At 70.7% G+C, this 17,906-nt stretch carries 14 protein-coding genes and 1 pseudogene; 6 read left to right on the forward strand and 9 right to left on the reverse strand.

The genetic code is table 11. The features are described 5' to 3' along the window. Positions 1-141: 141 nt before the first annotated feature. The 3 genes from ACWGDX_RS09680 to clpS all read right to left on the reverse strand — a co-directional run bounded on the left by ACWGDX_RS09680 (position 142) and on the right by clpS (position 2,930). Positions 142-1,608 carry an amino acid permease gene (locus ACWGDX_RS09680; protein WP_453623886.1) on the reverse strand — a complete coding sequence of 489 codons (1,467 nt, stop codon included), beginning with the start codon at positions 1,606-1,608 and terminating at the stop codon, positions 142-144. A gap of 438 nt (positions 1,609-2,046) precedes the next feature. Continuing rightward, complete coding sequence (locus ACWGDX_RS09685; protein ID WP_383036994.1) at positions 2,047-2,625, reverse strand: DUF2017 domain-containing protein; 579 nt, start codon at positions 2,623-2,625, stop codon at positions 2,047-2,049. Further along, positions 2,625-2,930 (reverse strand): ATP-dependent Clp protease adapter ClpS, encoded by a 306-nt coding sequence (gene clpS, locus ACWGDX_RS09690; RefSeq protein WP_046500072.1) that lies wholly within the window; start codon positions 2,928-2,930, stop codon positions 2,625-2,627. The genes ACWGDX_RS09685 and clpS overlap by 1 nt, the downstream gene beginning before the upstream one ends. Positions 2,931-3,075: 145 nt before the next feature. Between clpS and ACWGDX_RS09695 the strand changes: the two genes are divergently transcribed. Continuing rightward, on the forward strand, positions 3,076-4,404 hold the full coding sequence (locus ACWGDX_RS09695; RefSeq protein WP_453623889.1) for a nicotinate phosphoribosyltransferase: 1,329 nt from the start codon (positions 3,076-3,078) through the stop codon (positions 4,402-4,404). A 322-nt stretch (positions 4,405-4,726) separates the two neighbouring features. Further along, positions 4,727-5,317: pseudogene (locus ACWGDX_RS09700) on the forward strand (nicotinamidase); the annotation flags it as partial. A gap of 176 nt (positions 5,318-5,493) precedes the next feature. Here the strand turns inward: ACWGDX_RS09700 and ACWGDX_RS09705 are convergent. Both ACWGDX_RS09705 and ACWGDX_RS09710 read right to left on the reverse strand, forming a co-directional pair. After that, positions 5,494-5,832: a hypothetical protein gene (locus ACWGDX_RS09705; RefSeq protein ID WP_453623890.1), complete on the reverse strand. Its 339-nt coding sequence runs from the start codon at positions 5,830-5,832 to the stop codon at positions 5,494-5,496. Between the two features lie 134 nt (positions 5,833-5,966). Beyond that, positions 5,967-8,378: an immune inhibitor A domain-containing protein gene (locus ACWGDX_RS09710; RefSeq protein WP_453623892.1), complete on the reverse strand. Its 2,412-nt coding sequence runs from the start codon at positions 8,376-8,378 to the stop codon at positions 5,967-5,969. Between the two features lie 451 nt (positions 8,379-8,829). Between ACWGDX_RS09710 and ACWGDX_RS09715 the strand changes: the two genes are divergently transcribed. After that, positions 8,830-9,114: a hypothetical protein gene (locus ACWGDX_RS09715; RefSeq protein WP_453623894.1), complete on the forward strand. Its 285-nt coding sequence runs from the start codon at positions 8,830-8,832 to the stop codon at positions 9,112-9,114. Here ACWGDX_RS09715 and ACWGDX_RS09720 read toward each other — a convergent pair. Next, on the reverse strand, positions 9,100-9,885 hold the full coding sequence (locus ACWGDX_RS09720) for an RDD family protein (protein ID WP_453623896.1): 786 nt from the start codon (positions 9,883-9,885) through the stop codon (positions 9,100-9,102). The genes ACWGDX_RS09715 and ACWGDX_RS09720 overlap by 15 nt on opposite strands. 123 nt (positions 9,886-10,008) lie before the next feature. Continuing rightward, on the reverse strand, positions 10,009-11,574 hold the full coding sequence (locus ACWGDX_RS09725) for an RDD family protein (protein ID WP_453623898.1): 1,566 nt from the start codon (positions 11,572-11,574) through the stop codon (positions 10,009-10,011). A gap of 551 nt (positions 11,575-12,125) precedes the next feature. On the opposite strand from ACWGDX_RS09725, the gene ACWGDX_RS09730 reads away from it, so the two are divergent. After that, positions 12,126-12,602 (forward strand): SsgA family sporulation/cell division regulator, encoded by a 477-nt coding sequence (locus ACWGDX_RS09730; RefSeq protein ID WP_453623900.1) that lies wholly within the window; start codon positions 12,126-12,128, stop codon positions 12,600-12,602. Positions 12,603-12,679: 77 nt separating this feature from the next. Here the strand turns inward: ACWGDX_RS09730 and ACWGDX_RS09735 are convergent, their stop codons facing one another. Then, a complete protein-coding gene (locus ACWGDX_RS09735; RefSeq protein WP_453623902.1) occupies positions 12,680-14,065 on the reverse strand; it encodes an FAD-binding oxidoreductase in 1,386 nt (461 codons plus the stop codon). Positions 14,066-14,163: 98 nt separating this feature from the next. On the opposite strand from ACWGDX_RS09735, the gene ACWGDX_RS09740 reads away from it, so the two are divergent. Beyond that, on the forward strand, positions 14,164-15,927 hold the full coding sequence (locus ACWGDX_RS09740) for a tetratricopeptide repeat protein (protein WP_453623903.1): 1,764 nt from the start codon (positions 14,164-14,166) through the stop codon (positions 15,925-15,927). A gap of 101 nt (positions 15,928-16,028) precedes the next feature. On the opposite strand, the gene hppD is transcribed toward ACWGDX_RS09740, so the two are convergent. Then, positions 16,029-17,183 (reverse strand): 4-hydroxyphenylpyruvate dioxygenase, encoded by a 1,155-nt coding sequence (gene hppD, locus ACWGDX_RS09745; protein WP_453623905.1) that lies wholly within the window; start codon positions 17,181-17,183, stop codon positions 16,029-16,031. Positions 17,184-17,349: 166 nt separating this feature from the next. Between hppD and ACWGDX_RS09750 the strand changes: the two genes are divergently transcribed. After that, complete coding sequence (locus ACWGDX_RS09750) at positions 17,350-17,886, forward strand: Lrp/AsnC family transcriptional regulator (protein WP_453623907.1); 537 nt, start codon at positions 17,350-17,352, stop codon at positions 17,884-17,886. Positions 17,887-17,906 lie beyond the last annotated feature (20 nt).

Below are 17,906 nucleotides of genomic sequence, written 5' to 3' on the forward strand. Positions count from 1 at the left end.
GGGGGGGTTTGTGTCGCCGTGGGCTATATTAAACCGGGGGGGCCGGGGGGGGGGGGCGGGGGGGGCCCCGGGGGGCGTCCGGGGGGGGGGCCGGCCCCCGCGCCCGGGGCGGGGGGCCCCCCCCCGACGGGGCGGCGGCGGTCAGTCCGCCGCGGGGGCGTACTCCCGCTCGGCGCGCTCCGTGACCGCGGGATCTCGGCGCTTGAGGAACTGCCAGCCGCCCGCCAGGCCCACCGCCCAGACCGCCGCCACATAGAGGCAGATCCGCGCGTCCTTGTCGTAGGCGATCAGACAGGTGACCAGGGCCAGGAAGGCCACCGCGACCCAGCTGAAGAGCGCGCCGCCGGGGGCGGGGAAGGACGAGGCCGGCAGCCGGTCCGCCTCCACCGCGCGGCGGTAGCGGATATGGCTGGCCAGAATCATCATCCAGGTCCAGATGCCGGCCGCGGTGGCCACGGAGGTCACATAGCCGAAGGCCTTCTCCGGGACGACATAGTTGAGGACCACACCGATGCCCATCAGAACGGCGGAGACGGTGATGCCGAGGGCCGGGGTCCTGCGGGAGTTGAGCCTGCCGAAGACCGCGGGCGCCTCGCTGTTGGCGGCGAGGTCGCGCAGCATCCGGCCGGTGGAGTACATCCCGGAGTTGCAGGAGGAGAGCGCGGCGGTCAGTACGACGAAGTTGACGATGCCGGCCGCGAGCGGGATGCCCATCTTCTCGAAGGCGTGCACGAAGGGGCTGTTGCCCGCGGAGAACTCGGTCCACTTGACGACGGCGAGGATGACGGAGAGCGCGCCGACATAGAAGACGATGATGCGCCAGGGCAGTGTGTTGATGGCCTTGGGCAGGGTCTTCTCGGGGTTCTCGGACTCGCCCGCGGTCACCCCGACCAGCTCGACGGCGAGATAGGCGAACATCACGCCCTGAAGGGTCATCAGGCTGGAGCCGATGCCGTTCGGGAAGATCCCGTCGTGTGCCCAGAGGTTGGCGGCCCCGGCGGTCTCACCGGCGTCGGAGAAGCCGAGGGTGAGGACGCCCAGACCGATGACGATCATGCCGATGATCGCGGTGACCTTGATCATCGAGAACCAGAACTCGACCTCGCCGAAGATCTTCACCGAGATCAGATTGACCCCGAAGAGGACCACCAGGAAGACCAGCGCGCTGACCCACTGGGGGATCTGGGGGAACCAGAAGTGGATGTAGATCGCGGCGGCGGTCAGTTCCGCCATCCCGGTGACGACCCACATCAGCCAGTACGTCCAGCCGGTGGCGAAGCCGAAGAACGGGCCGAGGAACTCCCGGGCGTACTCCGCGAAGGAGCCCGAGACCGGCCGGTAGAGGAGCAGCTCGCCGAGGGCCCGCATGATGAAGAAGATCACGACGCCGGCGAGGGCGTACATGAGGATGATGCTGGGTCCGGCCTTGGCGATATTGGCCCCGGCGCCCATGAAGAGTCCGACACCGATCGCGCCGCCGATGGCGATCATCTGGACCTGACGGCTGCCGAGTCCCCGTTCGTAGCCCTCTTCGGCCGGACCGTCTCCGGTGGGGCCGGTCGTGGCGTGGTCACCGCCGTATTCCTTGTCGACCTGGGCAGAGGTCATGTCGTGCGCCCTTTCTCCATACCGACCCGCGCCGGACGTCGGCCGCGGACCGGTTCGTGATCCCCCCGGATACGGATGGAGTGCCGCCGGCGGTCGGCCGACGAAGGCACCCCCGGGGACAGGGGTGGAGTCCCCGGGGGGCCGTGAAGATCTATCACGGCGGCAGGGGTGATCGACGGACGGTTCTGTGGCACAGCCCACAGGAAGAAGCGGAGGAATCGCACCGCGAACCGCAAAGACCGCCGGAGCGGTGATGTGATCGTTATGCCGAATTGAGCCTCAGTTGAGCGTACGGAAGGGGGCCGGGCGGGGGCCGCCGTATGACATCCCGGCGCGGCGAACGCCGGTCCGGAGACCGGGAATCGGACCGTCCGCACACCCGGCCCGCAGGCCGTTCCGCGGGCCGTTCCGTCACCCGTACGGAGGAACGGCCCAACGTCAGGGCATCAGCGTTTCGACGAGCGACTCCTGGAGCGAGCCGAGCCAGAGATACGCCATCACCATCGGCTTGCGCGGATCGGAGTCCGGCAGCCGGTACAGCTCGTTGCCCTCGTCCTCGTCCGTGACCTCCAGACGCGTACCGATCGTCAGCCGCAGATCGTTGAGCGCGCCGAGCCAGTGCAGACAGGCCTCGGGCGTCAGCTTGAGCACGGCGCCGCTCTCGCCCGCCGAGGTCAGCCCGTCCAGCGTGCGGACCAGCGCCATCCCGTCCTCGCGCTTGCGGCCCCGCAGATCGTTCTCCGTGAACCGTCTGAACTCGGCGGAGAACTCCTTCAGTTCGGTGTCGTCGTCGCCGTACGCGTCCGGGAAGAGCCGGGCGAGCGCCGGGTCCTCCGGCGGCTCGCTGGGGCCCTCGGCGAAGAGCGAGGCGAGCGGGTCCTCGCCCTGGGCCGGCTCGTCACCGGGCCCGATCAGCTCCAGGAGCTGTACGGCCAGCGAGCGCAGGATCGAGATCTCGACCTCGTCGAGCGCGACGGCCGCGCCGCCGCCGGGGATCGCCTCGAACTGCCCGGCCATCAGGCGCGGTCCTGGGAGAGCGTGGCCCAGAGCCCGAATCCGTGCATCGCCTGCACATCGCGCTCCATCTCCTCGCGGCTGCCGCTGGAGACGATCGCGCGGCCCTTGTGGTGGACGTCGAGCATCAGTCGGTGCGCCTTGTCCTTGGGGTAGCCGAAATAGGTCTGGAAGACGTAGGCCACATAACTCATGAGGTTGACGGGGTCGTTGTGGACGATCGTCACCCACGGCACGTCGGGTTCCGGGACGGCGAAGGTCTCCTCGGCCGATTCGGGGCGTTCGATCTCAGTGGGAGCAACACTCACGGTTCCGGACGACCTTCTTCTCTGCCGGGCTTCTCTGCCGGGTCACAGCGTCACATGACCCATGCTGCCACCAGGAACGGCCTGTCGCACAAACGGCCACGCAGAAATCGTCACTCTGACGAGAGGGCAGGGTACGATTATTGATATGAACACTGCGGACCTTGGGCTGCCGGTGGACGTGCCGTCGACCGCGCTCTTCACCGACCAGTATGAGCTGACGATGCTCCGAGCGGCTCTCCAGGCCGGTACGGCCGACCGCCGCTCGGTCTTCGAGGTCTTCACCCGGCGGCTGCCCGAGGGGCGCCGCTACGGGGTGGTGGCGGGCACCGGACGGGTCCTCGACGCCGTGGAGAACTTCCGCTTCGACACGGATGTCCTCGGCTTCCTCCGGACGAACCGGATCGTCGACGAGGAGACGCTCGGCTGGCTCGCCTCGTACCGCTTCGGCGGGGACATCTGGGGCTATCCGGAGGGCGAGGTCTATTTCCCGGGCTCGCCGATCCTGCGGGTGGAGGGCTCCTTCGCCGAGTGCGTGCTGCTGGAGACCGTGATCCTGTCGATCCTCAACCACGACTCGGCGATCGCCGCCGCTGCCTCGCGGATGTCGGCGGCGGCGGGCGGGCGCGGGCTGATCGAGATGGGCGCGCGCCGTACGCACGAGCTGTCCGCGGTCGCCGCGGCGCGGGCCGCGTACGTGGGCGGCTTCGACACCACCTCGGACCTGGCGGCCGGGTTCCGGTACGGCATTCCGACGGTGGGCACCAGCGCGCACGCCTTCACCCTGCTGCACGACAGCGAGCGCGACGCCTTCCAGGCACAGGTGAACGCGCTCGGCCGCGGTACGACGCTGCTGATCGACACGTTCGACGTGGCCGAGGCCGTACGGACCGCCGTGGAGATCGCCGGTCCCGAGCTGGGCGCCGTCCGTATCGACTCCGGCGATCTGCTGCTGGTCGCGCACCGGGTACGGCAGCAGCTCGACGAGCTGGGCGCGGTGAACACCAGGATCGTGGTCACCTCCGACCTGGACGAGTACGCGATCGCCTCGCTGGCCGCGGCCCCGGTGGACGCGTACGGCGTCGGCACCCAGCTCGTCACCGGCAGTGGCCGGCCCACCTGCTCCATGGTCTACAAGATCGTCGCCCGTGCGACCTCCGCGGATCCGAAGGCCCCCCTCCAGCCGGTGGCTAAGAAGTCGCTGGGCGGGAAGACCTCGGTGGGCGGCCGTAAGTGGGCCGCGCGGCGGACGGACCGCTGGGGGTACGCCGAGGCCGAGGTGCTCGGCACCGGAGCGGTGCCGGCGGACCTGCTGGACCGGCAGCTCCTGGTGCAGCTCGTCAAGGGCGGCGGGATCGTCGCCCGGGAGCCGCTGGAGACGGCGCGGTCCCGGCACTTCGCGGCGCGGGCCGCGCTGCCGGTGTCGGCGACGCAGCTCTCGCGTGGCGAGCCGGTGATCCCGACCGAGTACATATGACCGGGGTGCCTATGACTGGGTACGTATGACCGGGTACAGACGAACCGAGCAGGTGTGAGGCGGTGGCAGCGGTGCGTGAGGCGGTGACAGGGGTGCGTGAGGCGGTGGTAGGGGTGCGTGAGGCGGTGGCAGCGGTGTCCGGCCCTTCCCGCGACGGGGGCGGAGTCCTTGGGCTCGGGTCACCTTTCGGCCATTCCCCCGGCCGGCGCACACCCGTCCGCCCCCTCCCCCGCTCCGTCGTCCGCCCCGCTCCGCCCGCCGCCCTGTCCGCCGCTCCCGCCCGCTCTCCGCTCTCCCGCTCCTGCGCCGAAGGATGACCGTCATGCACCGCGTGTTGCTCGTCGTGGACGTACAGAACGACTTCTGCGAGGGCGGAAGTCTGGCGGTGACGGGAGGGGCCGAGGTCGCCGCCGCCATCACCGATCTGATCGGCGAGGCCTCCCCCGGATACCGGCATGTGGCCGCCACCCGGGACCACCACATCGACCCGGGTGACCACTTCGCCCACCGCCCGGAGGGCCCCGATTTCGTCACCACCTGGCCGGCGCACTGCGTGGCGGGTACGGAGGGCGCGGGCTTCCACCCCAATTTCGCCCCGGCCGTGGCCTCCGGCGCGGTCGACGCGGTCTTCGACAAGGGTGCGTACGCGGGGGCGTACAGCGGTTTCGAGGGGTTCGACGAGAACGGGACCGGGCTCGCGGAGTGGCTCCGGGCGCGTGGGATCACCCATGTCGACGTGGTCGGGATCGCCACGGACCACTGTGTGCGGGCGACGGCGCTGGACGCGGTCCGCGCGGGCTTCACCACCCATGTGCTGCTCGATCTGACGGCGGGCGTGGCCGTCGAGACCACGGAGCGGGCGCTGGAGGAGATGCGGGCGGCGGGGGTGGAGCTGTCCGGCAAGCCGGTGGTCACGGCACGGCTGACCCCGCCCGGCCCCCGCAGCGCCCCGGAGGCGCCCTCCGGCGGCCCGGCGCGCCCCGGTGGGACCCCGGTGCCCCCGAGGTCCGGGGACGACGCGTAGGCCCCGTCCGGCCGGTCGCCGCGGGGCCCGGACAGGACCTGGTACGTCGTGGGCCCGGACAGGGCCTAGTACCCCGGGTAGCCCGCGCCCGCCGGGCCGGTCGCGGGGCGCAGGAGCGCCCGTATCGGCTGCCAGAGCTGTTCCCGGCACTCCGGTGTGGTGCGCCACAGCAGACCGTCCGGATGGTGCAGCACCGCCGTGATCTCGTCCGGTGTCGGCGGCGCCGCGTTGCCGCGCAGATACACCGCGCGCAGCCCCAGATTCCGCAGTCTGGTCAGGGCGCGGGCCCGGTTCACCGCGTGCACGAGAACGCGTACCGTGTCGCCCTCGGCGGCCGGGCTGGGCAGGGTCAGTGCCACCACCACCATGCCGTTCGGGAGCTTGCTGAAGCCTCCGGCTGCCATGTCCTTCATCTCCCCCGTGGTCCCCAGTGAGACGTCGCGTCAATAAGAGAATGGTAGGACGCACCTAAACACGATCGGCCGCCGCCCGCTAGAGGGCGACGGCCGATCATGCTTTGACCTGGGGTTACTTCAGGTTACTTGTCGGAAGGAGCAACCTTGACCCGGATCGTCTGGCCGCCCTGCGACTCACTGACGACGCTGATCTTGGTGTTGGTGTCGGAAACCTTGACGCTGGAGAGCGGGTTGTCCGCGTACCAGTAGGTGCCCTTGCGGTCGTCGAAGACGGTGGCCGCGGGCAGCGAGGGAACCTGGACCGGCACGTTCGCCTTGTGCAGCGTCAGAGCGGTCGTACGGGCCAGACCGAAGGTCGAGTCGTACGCCTGGATGCGGCTGCGCATCAGCGTGCCGTCCGCCCACCGCAGCGGGGTGGCGTGCGCGTCGATGGGCAGGATCAGACCCTCACCCGGGTGGGCGCTGGTGTTGTTGTCCTTCTGGGAGGTGTCCCACAGCCAGATGAGCACACCGTTCTCGTACGCGTAGTGCTCGACCTGGTTGTCGTACGGCGCGTTGAAGCCGAAGTTGTACGGGCCGACCTCGAGGGTGCGGTCGTACGAGACGTACTGGCGGTTCTCGGCGATGTAGAACTGGTCGTACTCCTGCGTGAAGCCCTCACCGATGCGCGAGAAGCCCTTCGCGGTCCAGCCCGCGTCGTCGCCCTCGGCATTGTCGGTGAAGACCGTCGCGCCGTCCGCGGTCAGGGTGATCGCGTCCGCGGTGAAGCCCTTCGGGGCCACTCCGCCGTCCGTCTGGTAGCGGAAGCGCAGGTCGAACTTCTGGCCCGCGTAGGCGTTCAGCGGGTAGACGAGGTGCTTGTTCGTGCCCGAGACACCGGTCAGCGACGGCTTGTCGGCCGCGTCACGGGGAAGGGGCTGGCCGTCGGCCGTACCGTCGAGCACGGTCCAGTTGGCGCCGCCGTCGGTCGAGACCTCGGTGTAGAGGTAGTCGTACTCGGCCTCGATGTCCCACCAGCCCTGCAGCTCCAGCGAAGCCGAGGACTTGCCGGTCAGGTCGACCGGACGGGTGAGGGTGTTCTTGAGGTCGTCACCCATGTCGCTCCACCACTGCTTGGAGCCCTGGGCGGGCTTCACGACAGTCGTGGTCTTGAGCTTCTTGGGCAGGTCGACGATGAGCGCCTGGGGGTTCTTGGTGTTGTACGCCGAGACGCCCAGCCGGTGGTCGGACTTGGTCGCGGCCGTGGCCTGCTCGTAGTCGAGCCAGCCGAGCTGGAGCTTGTCCCAGGCGGTCATGTCGCCCGGCAGGTCGCCGATCGCGTCCTCGCCCTTGCCGAGCCAGGAGCCCGACGACATGAGCGTCCAGAAGGCGGTGGAGTTGTCACCGCCCGCGGTGTCGTACAGGTCGGGCAGGCCCAGGTCGTGGCCGTACTCGTGGGCGAAGACCCCGAGTCCGCCGTTCTCCGGCTGCATGGTGTAGTCGCCGACCCAGATGCCGGACGTGCCGATCTGGGTGCCGCCCGACTTGTTGTTCGCCGGGCCGGTGGTGCCGGCGCTGGTGCCGTACGCGTACCAGCGGTGCGCCCACAGGGCGTTGGTGCCCTCGGCGCCGCCGCCGGCCGACTCGTCCTCGCCCGCGTGGACGACCTGGAAGTGGTCGATGTACCCGTCGGGCTCGTTGAAGTTGCCGTCACCGTCGAAGTCGTAACGGTCCCACTCGTCGTAGGCGGACAGCTCCGCCTTGATCTGCGCGTCCGTCTTGCCGTTGGCCTTCTGCGCCGCGGTCCAGGCGGTGACGCCGTCACGCACGGCGTCCCACGCGGTGGAGCAGGTGGTGCTGCCGCAGTAGTTCGAGCCGTAACGGGCCTCGTTGTACGGGACCTTGACCCAGTCGGAGACCGTGCCGTCGACCGAGTAGCGCCCGGAGGACGTCTTCTCGTAGTAGGTCTTCAGCGAGTCCTTCGGCTGGCCGTCCGCGTCGGTGCCCGTACCGAAGTACAGGTCCTGGAAGTGGGCCTGGTTGTAGTCGGCCTGCCAGGCGGTGGAGTTGTCCACCGCGCGGTTGGGCTCGGCTATCTCGTTGTGCTGGGGGCCGGGCGTGCCGCCGTACTTCACGACGGGCGGCCGCGGGCCGGCCCCGTCCGGGTCGTACGTCGTGGTGTTGTCGACCGTGTCGCTGAACTCCACGAGGATGGTGAAGATCTTGTCGGTCTTCTCGCGGCCCAGCTCGACGTACTTCTTGCCGCCGAGCTTGACGACGTTGGAGCCGCCGCGCTTCTCGACCTTGGCCTCGCCGGAGATGACCTGTTCGAGCGCCGCCTCACGCTGGGCCGACTGCTGCTTGCTGAACGGGCCTTCCAGGTCGTGTTCGACCTGTCCCTTCTGAGGCGCCGGGTCACGGCGCTCGATCCCCACGGGGCCGGATGCGGGGTTGTCCTCGGCCTGGGCCGTGGTGAAGGCTGATGCCGTCGCGGCGGTCGCGGCCAGAGCCACGATCACCGCGGACATTCTTCTCGCCCGTCGGTTTCTGATCACTTGATGCTTTTCCTCCCCGGCGCACGCGATCCGCGGACCGGGAGTGAGGGATCCGCGCGCGTATGCGTCATAAGTGACGACATTCGACCGGAGTTAAGGAAGAAAAGACAGACCTTGACTTGCACTGGTCAAGTGCACTATGCGATGGGCCGGGTCCCATGTTCCGAGCCGACCAGACATGGAGAAATTCGGACAACAACCGCACAATTCAAGCCCTTTGGCGGGGGGTGTGACTCGATGCGCCCCCTGTGCCACGGCACCGTGCGTTAGGTCACGCTTACTACCCGTTCCTCCCGGGCATGCCCTCGTCGTAGAGTCGAGTCGATGGGCAGTGCGATTCCTTCGCAACTGCCGCCCCCCGCTTGCGACTAGGTCCTGCCGACCGGACAGGGGCTACGCGCGAGATACGCGAGACACCCCCGAACCCGAAGCCCCGAGGACGGATTCCGCCATGCCGCGTCCGACTGCCGCACAGCTCGCTTATGGTTCCGCCACCGTCGTCTGTTCCACGGTCGTCATGCTGCTCGTCTCCGGTGCCACCGCCGGCGCCGGGGTCGTGGTGACAGGAATCGCCGCGCTCGCCCTGGGTCTGCTGGTCGCGCTCACCGTCCCCGCGCGGGGCCGGACCAAGGCGGCGCGTCCGGCCGCCGCCTCGGAATCCGCGCGGGCCGGGGCCCCCGCCGCACGGGTGCGCGGGGGCGGGGAGGCACGGGTCCAGCCCTCAATGCGCCGCTGAGTTCCGGCCCGGCCGGCCGGGCACCCGCTCGGTCGCCGTCACGACGACCGTCCTGGCCGCCTTGTCGTGCAGGCCCTGCCGGTAGGGCCTGCTGACCAGGATGCTCAGGATGATGACGGCCCACCAGACGATCAGACAGCAGAGCAGGGCGGGCAGCCAGAGCACGACCGCGCGCAGCAGCGCGCTTCCGGTGTCCGGCACCGCGCCGTTGTTGAGCATCGCGACACGCAGTTTCAGCCAGCGCTTGCCGAGGGTCTGCCCGGACTTCCGGGTCATCAGGGTGTCGTAGCCGACGTAGGCCACGACGGAGATGACCGACCAGAGCCACTGTGTTCCCGTATTCACCTGGTTGGTGAAGTCGCCCCAATTGCTGCTGTTCGCCTGCGCGTGCCAGTTTCCGAAGAAACTGGACAGAATGGCCAGCGGAATAAAGATGATCAGAGCGTCGATGATCCGTGCCGCGAGCCGTCTGCCGAAGGGCGCGAGCGGTGGCATTCCGGCGAGCGGATCGGTACCGCCGAACGGGCCGCCGCCATAGGCGTTCCGGTCCCGGTCGTCCTGGTCATAAGGGGAGCCCGGAGGCGGACCGCCGTCGCCGCCGTAGGGAGCGCCGTACGGGGAGCCGGGAGGCGGACCGTACGGAGAGCCGGAGGACGAGCCGCCGCCGGGGGGCGGACCGGGCGGGCCTTCCGACGACGGGGGTCCCTGTGGTCTCTTCAGAAACGGGTCGTCGTCGGGTGACTGGCCGGGCGGCGGCTGATCATTGCTCATGGGGGCAGTGCACCGCGCGGGACAGGGGCCCGCAACGGATCACCCGCCGTTCGGAGCAGTCGCGGAGCGGTACGGCAGTGGTCCTGGACCGCTCCCGGGGAAGTACGGGACCGGGACCGGGTGTCAGCTCGCTACGAACGTACGGGCCGCCTTGTCGTGCCAGCACTGCCGCCAGGGCCGGTCGACCAGACACCACAGCACATTGAGGACACCCACCACGAGCACCCCCAGGATCCCGTAGACGAGCCAGCGGCGCAGCGCGGCGCCGAAGCCCGGGGCCTCGTGGGACTCTATGTCCCGCACTTCGAGACCGCAGAGCCTCTTGCCCAGTGTCCGCCCCCACTTGGCGGTCGGCAGCGCCTCGTACAGCACGCCGAGGATCAGCAGCGCGACGAGTACGGCCCCGAGGTAACCGGCCGTCGTGGCGTCGATGAGCCAGACCGTGACGGTCTCACCGGTCCGCTCGGCCGCCTCGATCTTGGCGTCGATATGCGTACGGGCCCTGGAGAAGAGGGGGAAGGCGGCGGCGCCGACGAGCGCGCCCAGCACGAGGGAGTCGATCAGCCGGGCCACCAACCGCTTGGCGAGTCCCGCGGGCCTCGCCGCCGCCTGGGCCCGCGCGGCCTGGAGGAACGGGTCGTCGACCGGGGGCTTCCAGGGCACGACCGGCTGGTCGGTGCCCCCGGGGGTCATGGGCTGGGCGAGCTGGTGGACCTGCTGGGCCCAGGAGGCGGCGCCACCGCCCGCCCCCTGGGAGACAGGAGTGGCGGGAGCGGCGGGAGCCTGGGGCGTGCCGCCCTGACCGGGCGTCGGCTGGGGCTGGGAGGGCGGCTGGGACCGCGGCTCGGGCTGGGGCCGGCGGCGCGCGGGCAGTGCCGTGCCCGTACTGGACGCGCCCTGGTTCAGCGCGCGGATCGCCATCGTGCCCTCGGCCTGGCCCGTCCGGCCCGCCGCGCCGGCCGCGTCATCGTCCTTGGCCCGCCGGGCGGCGCGCAGGGCGCGGAGCGCGACGGTGCTGTCGACACCCTCCGCGGGGGACCGTCCCGCGTCGCGCGGGGCCGGCGGCCGGCCCGTGTCGTCACCGGCCCCGGTCCCGGCGCCGGTGCCCGTCCCCGCGCCGGACCCCTGGCCCGCGTCCGGCCTGACGCCGCGTCGCATCGCGCGGAGCGCGACCGCGCCCTCGGAGGACGGCTCGCCGTCGTCCGTGCCGGGCCCGAGCGCGCGTACGCCGGGCAGCGCGCCGCCCGTCGGATCGCCCGGGGTGGGCGGCGGGATCTCGTGGTGCGGCACCGGGGAACCGCCCCCGGCCGGCAACGCGGGCAGCCGGTCGGGCGCGGGCGGTGAGGCGGGCCCGGGGATACGGGGATCGTGGCCGCCCGCTCCCCAGGAGACACGGTCGTCGCGCTCGCCGCCGAAGCCGCTCTGCCGCGAGGCGTCGGCCTGCCAGACGGACGCCGGTTCCGGCCCCGGCCGGGGCCCGTCGGACGGCTCCTCGTCCAGGAAGACCGGGCCCGTCTCGTCCACGGCGGGCGGGGTCCCCGGCGTCGTCCCGCCGCCAGGGGGCGCGGGCCGGCTCGTACCGGGCACCCAGGCGGCGCCGTTCCAGTACCGGACATATCCGGGGATGGACGGGTCTGGGTAGAACCCTTCCCGGGGTACGTTCCCGCCGTCACCGGGAGGAGTAGCCACTGACCCAACTCCGTTCACTCACGCCGTGTTCAGCCAAGGAAGACATTAACGAAGAACTCAGATGCCTGAAGAAGGAGAACAGCAGAAAGACCGCATTCGAAAGGATGTGGGCCAAGAAGTGTTCGCCACTGTGTACGAACAGCCGGGCGCCAGTGCCAGCGGCAGGGTCCCGGCATGATCGGTCCTGTTCCGACGTGAACGATTCCGTCCTGTCGTGAATGCCTTCCGACCGGGCGCGGACCGGGCGCCGGACGGGGGCGGAGCGGCTGAACGGGGCTGAACAGGGCTGAACGGGTGGCGCCGTCGGACCGGACGCCCGTCGGCCGAGGCGCGGACCGATGGCCGCGGCCAGGGGTGTCCGGCCAGGGGTGTCCGGCCGGAAGCATCCGGCCAGGGGTGTCCGCGCCGGGGTGTCCGGCCGGGGTGTCCGCGCCGTTCCGGAATTCGCTGGAAATCGTCGCCGGAAGTCGCGTCATAGTCGGCCGGCCGGCGCCTCTCTCCTCGTACGGGCCCGTCGCCGGGCCACCCCGTCAGGAGAGGAAGTGCCGCCGATGCACACCGTCGTGGAACGCGATCTGGAGCTGCGCCTGGTCCTGTCGCCCGAGCGCGGCATCCCCGTACCGGCCCGGCTGGCCTACCGCACGGACGATCCGTACGCCGTGCACATCACCTTTCACATCGGCTCCGAGACCCCCGTCAAATGGACCTTCGCCCGTGAGCTGCTGGTGGAGGGGGTGTTCAGGCCGTGCGGACACGGTGACGTACGGATCTGGCCGGCGAAGGTCGCCGGGCACGGTGTCCTCTGCGTCGCCCTCTCCTCGCCCGACGGTGACGCGCTGCTGGAGGCGCCCTCGTCGGCGGTGTCCGCGTGGCTGGAGCGGACGCTCCGGATCGTGCCTCCGGGTACGGAGAGCGGACAGCTCGGCATCGACGACGGTCTCAGCGAACTGCTCGCCGCCACACCGGCGGACGATCTGTGGTTCCGGGACCCCTGGCCGTCCGACGGATCGGCGGACGGTGAGGGCTGACCGATGGCGGACGGCGGACGAGGACGGCGGACGAGGACGGCGGACGAGGATGGCGGACGAGGATGGCGGGCCGGGGCTCAGAAGAGTTTGCCGGGGTTGAGCAGGCCGAGCGGGTCGAATGTCCGCTTGATGCCGCGCTGCAACTCCATGCCCACCGGGCCCAGTTCGCGCGACAGCCACTCCTTCTTCAGGACACCGACGCCGTGTTCACCGGTGATCGTGCCGCCCAGTTCCAGACCGAGCGCCATGATCTCGTCGAAGGACTCCCGGGCGCGCCGGGACTCGTCCGGGTCGGCCTGGTCGAAGCAGACGACGGGATGGGTGTTGCCGTCGCCCGCGTGCGCGCAGACGCCGATGGTCAGGCCGTACTTCTCCGCGATGGCCGCCGTGCCGTCGAGCATCGCGGCAAGCCGGGTGCGCGGTACGCACACGTCGTCGATCATCGTCGCCGACTTGACGGTCTCCAGCGCGGTCAGCGAGAGCCGCCGGGCCTGGAGCAGCATCTCCGACTCGGCCGCGTCCTCGGCGGGGACGACCTCGGTGGCGCCGGCCGCCGTACACAGCTCGCCGACGGCGGCCAGATCCGCCGAGGGGTCGGGGGTGTCGAAGGCCGCCAGCAGCAGCGCCTCGGTGGTCTCGGGGAGGCCCATATGGGTCATCGCGTTGACGGCCTGGACGGTCGTACGGTCCATCAGTTCGAGCAGGGACGGGGTGTGGCCCCGTTCCATGATCCGGCAGACCGCGTCGCACGCGGCGGCGGCCGAGGCGAACTCCGCGGCCAGCACCAGTTGCTGGGGCGGCTTCGGCCTGAGCGCGAGGACCGCCTTGACGACGATACCGAGGCTGCCCTCCGAGCCCACGAAGAGCCGTGTCAGGTCGTACCCGGCCACGCCCTTGGCGGTGCGGCGGCCGGTGGTGAGCAGCCGGCCGTCGGCGAGGACGACATCGAGGCCGAGGACATACTCCGCCGTGACGCCGTACTTGACGCAGCACAGCCCGCCGGAGGCCGTGCCGATGTTCCCGCCGATGGTGCACATCTCCCAGCTCGACGGGTCCGGCGGGTAGTAGAGGCCCTGTTCGCCGACCGCGCGGGAGAGGGTGGCGTTGACGACGCCCGGCTCGACGACGGCGATCCGGTCGACCGGGCTGATCTCCAGGATCCGGTCCATCTTGACCAGGGAGAGGACGATGCACCCGTCCGAGGCGTTGGCGGCGCCCGACAGCCCCGTACGGGCGCCTTGCGGTACGACGGGTACGCGCAGCGCGGTGGCGGTGCGCATGACGTGCTGGACCTGCTCCACCGAGCGCGGCAGCACGACCACCGCGGGCGCTCCCGCCTCGCAGAAGCTCGCCATGTCGTGGGCGTAGGAGGCCATGATGTCCGGGTCGGTGATCAGGGCTTCGGCGGGGAGCCCGGACCGGAGCCGTACGACGAGGTCGTCCTGGGAATCCAGATCATCCATGATCCCAGACTCGCATCCGGGGCCATCGGTGTGAACCCGTCTGCGATCCACAACGGGAAGCACGGGTGTGCTCTTCATATGGACGCACAGTAATCATCATGAACCCCATGAAAACGGAGCAGGTCAGACAGGTCAGAAGGGCGGCGCTGGCCGCAGGGGTGGGCGCGGCGCTGGTCGGGGGCGTGCTGCTGTTCGTACCGGACCATGACCGGCCTGCGGTGCTGAGCCCCGAGGCGCGGGCGATGGCGGCGGCGGGCTCGGGGGCGCCGGCCTCGCTCGCGGACCTGACCGCGCTCATCCATGACCGGGAGGCCTGGCTGCGTACCCATCCCAAGGACGGCGAGGCCTGGGCGGTGCTCGGCTCGGCGTATGTGGAACGCGGGTCACGGCAGGGGAACTCGGCCTACTACCCCAAGGCCGACCAGGCACTTCAGCGTTCGCTCGCGACGGTGGCGGAGGCGGACGACCGGGCCGCCGCGGGGAGGCCCGCGCAGGGGGGCGCGGACGGCGGCGAGGACGGCAAGGCGGGCGAACCCGCCGAGTACGGGAATCCGGCGGCCCTGGTGGGCCTGGCCCGGCTCGCCAACGCGCGGCACGACTTCGCCACCGCCAGGAAGTGGGCCGAGACAGTACGCAAGCAGCGGCCCGACGACTGGACTCCGTATCCGGTGCTGATCGACGCGTACAGCGGCCTGGGTGAGTACAAGGCGGCGGGCGAGGCGCTGGACCGGCTGAAGGAGCTGCACTCCGGGACCCCGGTGCTGGAGCGCGCCGCGGCCGTCTACCGCGAACTCGGCCGGCACGAGGACGCGACGGCGAAGGCGACCGAGGCGGCGGCGAAGGCCGACACACCTGAGGAGAAGGCCGAGGCGCTGCACACGCTGGGCCGGCTCTCGTGGGACCAGGGCCGACCGGCCAAGGCGCTGGACCACTACGACGCGGCGCTCGCGGCGGCGCACGCGCATCCCGCGTCCCTGGCCGGGCGCGCGAAGGCGCTGGCCGCGCTGGGCAGGACGGACGAGGCGTACCAGGTCTACGAGGCGGCGCTCGGCAAGCTGCCGCTGCCCGAATACGCGCTGGAGCTGGGCGAGCTGTACGACTCGGAGGGCCTGACCGGGGACGCGCAGACGCAGTACGCGTGGCTGCGGGAACGGGTCGGGAAGGCGCAGGCCCACGGGGTGAACGAGCAGCTGGTCCTCGCCCGCTTCGAGACCGACCACGGGGATCCGGAGGGGGCCGTGGTACGGCTGACGGCCGAGTGGACCCGGTCGCACCGGAGCATGTACGTCGCGGACGCGCTGGCCTGGGCACTGCACCGGGCGGGCCGGAGCGACGAGGCGCTGGCCTACGCGCGGAAGGCGACACGGCAGGGGCTCAGGAACGCGCTGTTCTCGTACCACCTGGGCGAGATCGAGCGCACGCTGGGGATGCACGGTCCGGCCCGCCGCCATATCGAGGAGGCGCTGCGGATCAATCCGTACTTCTCACCGCTGCTCGCGCCGAAGGCCCGGGAGTCGCTGAACGTGCTGGAGGGCGTGTCCGGCGGCGGGCCGGCGAGCGCGCCGAAGAACACGCGGGGGCAGGACGTACGGGGACAGGACCTGCGGGGGCCGGACGTGTCGGGGCCGGACGTGTCGGGGCCGGACGTGTCGGGGCCGGACACGCGGGGGCAGGACGTACGGGGGCAGGACACACAGCCTTACGTTCCGGAGCCGGACACGCGGGGGCAGGACACGCGGGGGCAGACACCGGACGCGCTGACGCCGGACGCACAGCTGCCGGAGACGCCGGGGCAGCCGGCGTCCTCGCCGCTGCCGTTCCCGGCGCCGGCGCAGCCACCGGCCGTCGCGGGCGCGGTCTGAGCGGCCCGAAAGCGGACGGACCACGGCCCCACGGAGAGCACGGGCTCCCGTGGGGCCGCGGTGCGTCGGCCGCCGGTGACGCGACCCGGCCACGGCGCGGGTCAGAGGTTGCCGCGCTTCTCCTGCTCGCGCTCGATCGCCTCGAAGAGTGCCTTGAAGTTGCCCTTTCCGAAGCCCATCGAGCCGTGCCGCTCGATCATCTCGAAGAAAACGGTCGGCCGGTCCTGGACCGGCTTGGTGAAGATCTGGAGCAGATAGCCGTCCTCGTCCCGGTCGACCAGGATCTTCAGCTCGCGCAGGGTCTCGACCGGCACCCGGGTCTCGCCCGCCCACTCGCCGAGCGTGTCGTAGTACGAGTCGGGGGTGTCCAGGAACCGCACGCCGGCGGCCCGCATGGCCCGTACGGAGGCGACGATGTCGTTCGTGGCGAGCGCGATGTGCTGGACGCCGGCCCCGCCGTAGAACTCCAGATACTCGTCGATCTGCGACTTCTTCTTGGCGATCGCGGGCTCGTTGATCGGGAACTTCACCTTGAGGGTGCCGTCGGCGACGACCTTCGACATGAGAGCGGAGTACTCGGTGGCGATGTCGTCGCCCACGAACTCCTTCATGTTCGTGAAGCCCATGACCTTGTTGTAGAACCCGACCCACTCGTTCATCCGGCCGAGTTCGACATTGCCCACACAGTGGTCGACGGCCTGGAAGGTGCGCTTGGCGGCCGGTTCGACGATGGGGTCCGCGACGCCGAAGCCCGGCAGATAGGGGCCGTCGTAGCCGGAGCGCTCCACGAGGGTGTGCCGGGTCTGGCCGTAGGTGGCGATGGCGGCGAGGACGACCGTGCCGTACTCGTCCTTGATCTCGTACGGCTCCTGGACCCCGCGGGCGCCGTGCTCGGTGGCGTAGGCGTAGGCGGCACGCGCGTCCGGGACCTCGATGGCCAGGTCGACGACACCGTCGCCGTGCTCGGCCACATGCCCGGCGAGGAAGCGGCCCCACTCGGTGGACGGCTTGATGACAGAGGTGAACACAAAACGGGCCGCGCCGTTCGTCAGGACGTAACTCGCGGTCTCCCGGCTGCCGTTCTCCGGTCCGGAGTAGGCGACGAGCTTCATACCGAAGGCCGTGGAGTAGTAGTGCGCGGCCTGCTTGGCGTTGCCGACGGCGAAGACGACGGCGTCCATGCCCTTGACCGGGAAGGGGTCGGCCTCACGCGCGGTGTCGGGGGCGGTGTCGGTGTTCATCGAGGTGTCAGCCATGGGCTCAGCGTCCCGCCGTTCCACAAGGTGCGCAACAGTTCGCGTATTCACTGGGCAATATGCGCAGCGGACCGCGAGAATGAGGGGGCCATCTGCACAGTATGACCACGGGCAGTAGGACCACGGGCACGGCGGACGGCGCACAGGGGCGAGAAGGGGGCGGGCCATGGGCATGGGCGCGGGTACGGGCGGGGGTGCGGGCGCGGGAGCCGGTATCGACGGGCTGGACGGCAGGCTCATCGTGCTGCTGGCGCGGGAGCCGCGGATCGGGGTGCTGGAGGCCTCGCGCCGGCTCGGTGTGGCGCGCGGGACCGTACAGGCACGTCTCGACCGGCTTCAGTCGAACGGCGTCATCAGGGGATTCGGCCCGACCGTCGATCCGGCGGCCCTGGGCTATCCGGTCACGGCGTTCGCCACGCTGGAGATCAAGCAGGGGCAGGGCGCGGACGTACGTGCCCATCTCGCGACCGTCCCCGAGGTGCTGGAACTGCACACCACCACCGGACAGGGCGACATGCTCTGCCGGCTCGTCGCCCGCTCCAACGCCGATCTCCAGCGGGTGATCGACCGGGTGGTCGGTTTCGAGGGCATCGTGCGGGCCGCCACGGCGATCGTGATGGAGAATCCCGTACCGCTGCGGATCATCCCCCTGGTGGAGCAGGCGGCGGCGGATTCCACCGCCCGGTCGCACGGACCCCGGTGACGGAACGGCCCCCAGTAAGG

This window comes from Streptomyces sp. NPDC055025, from assembly GCF_053608565.1.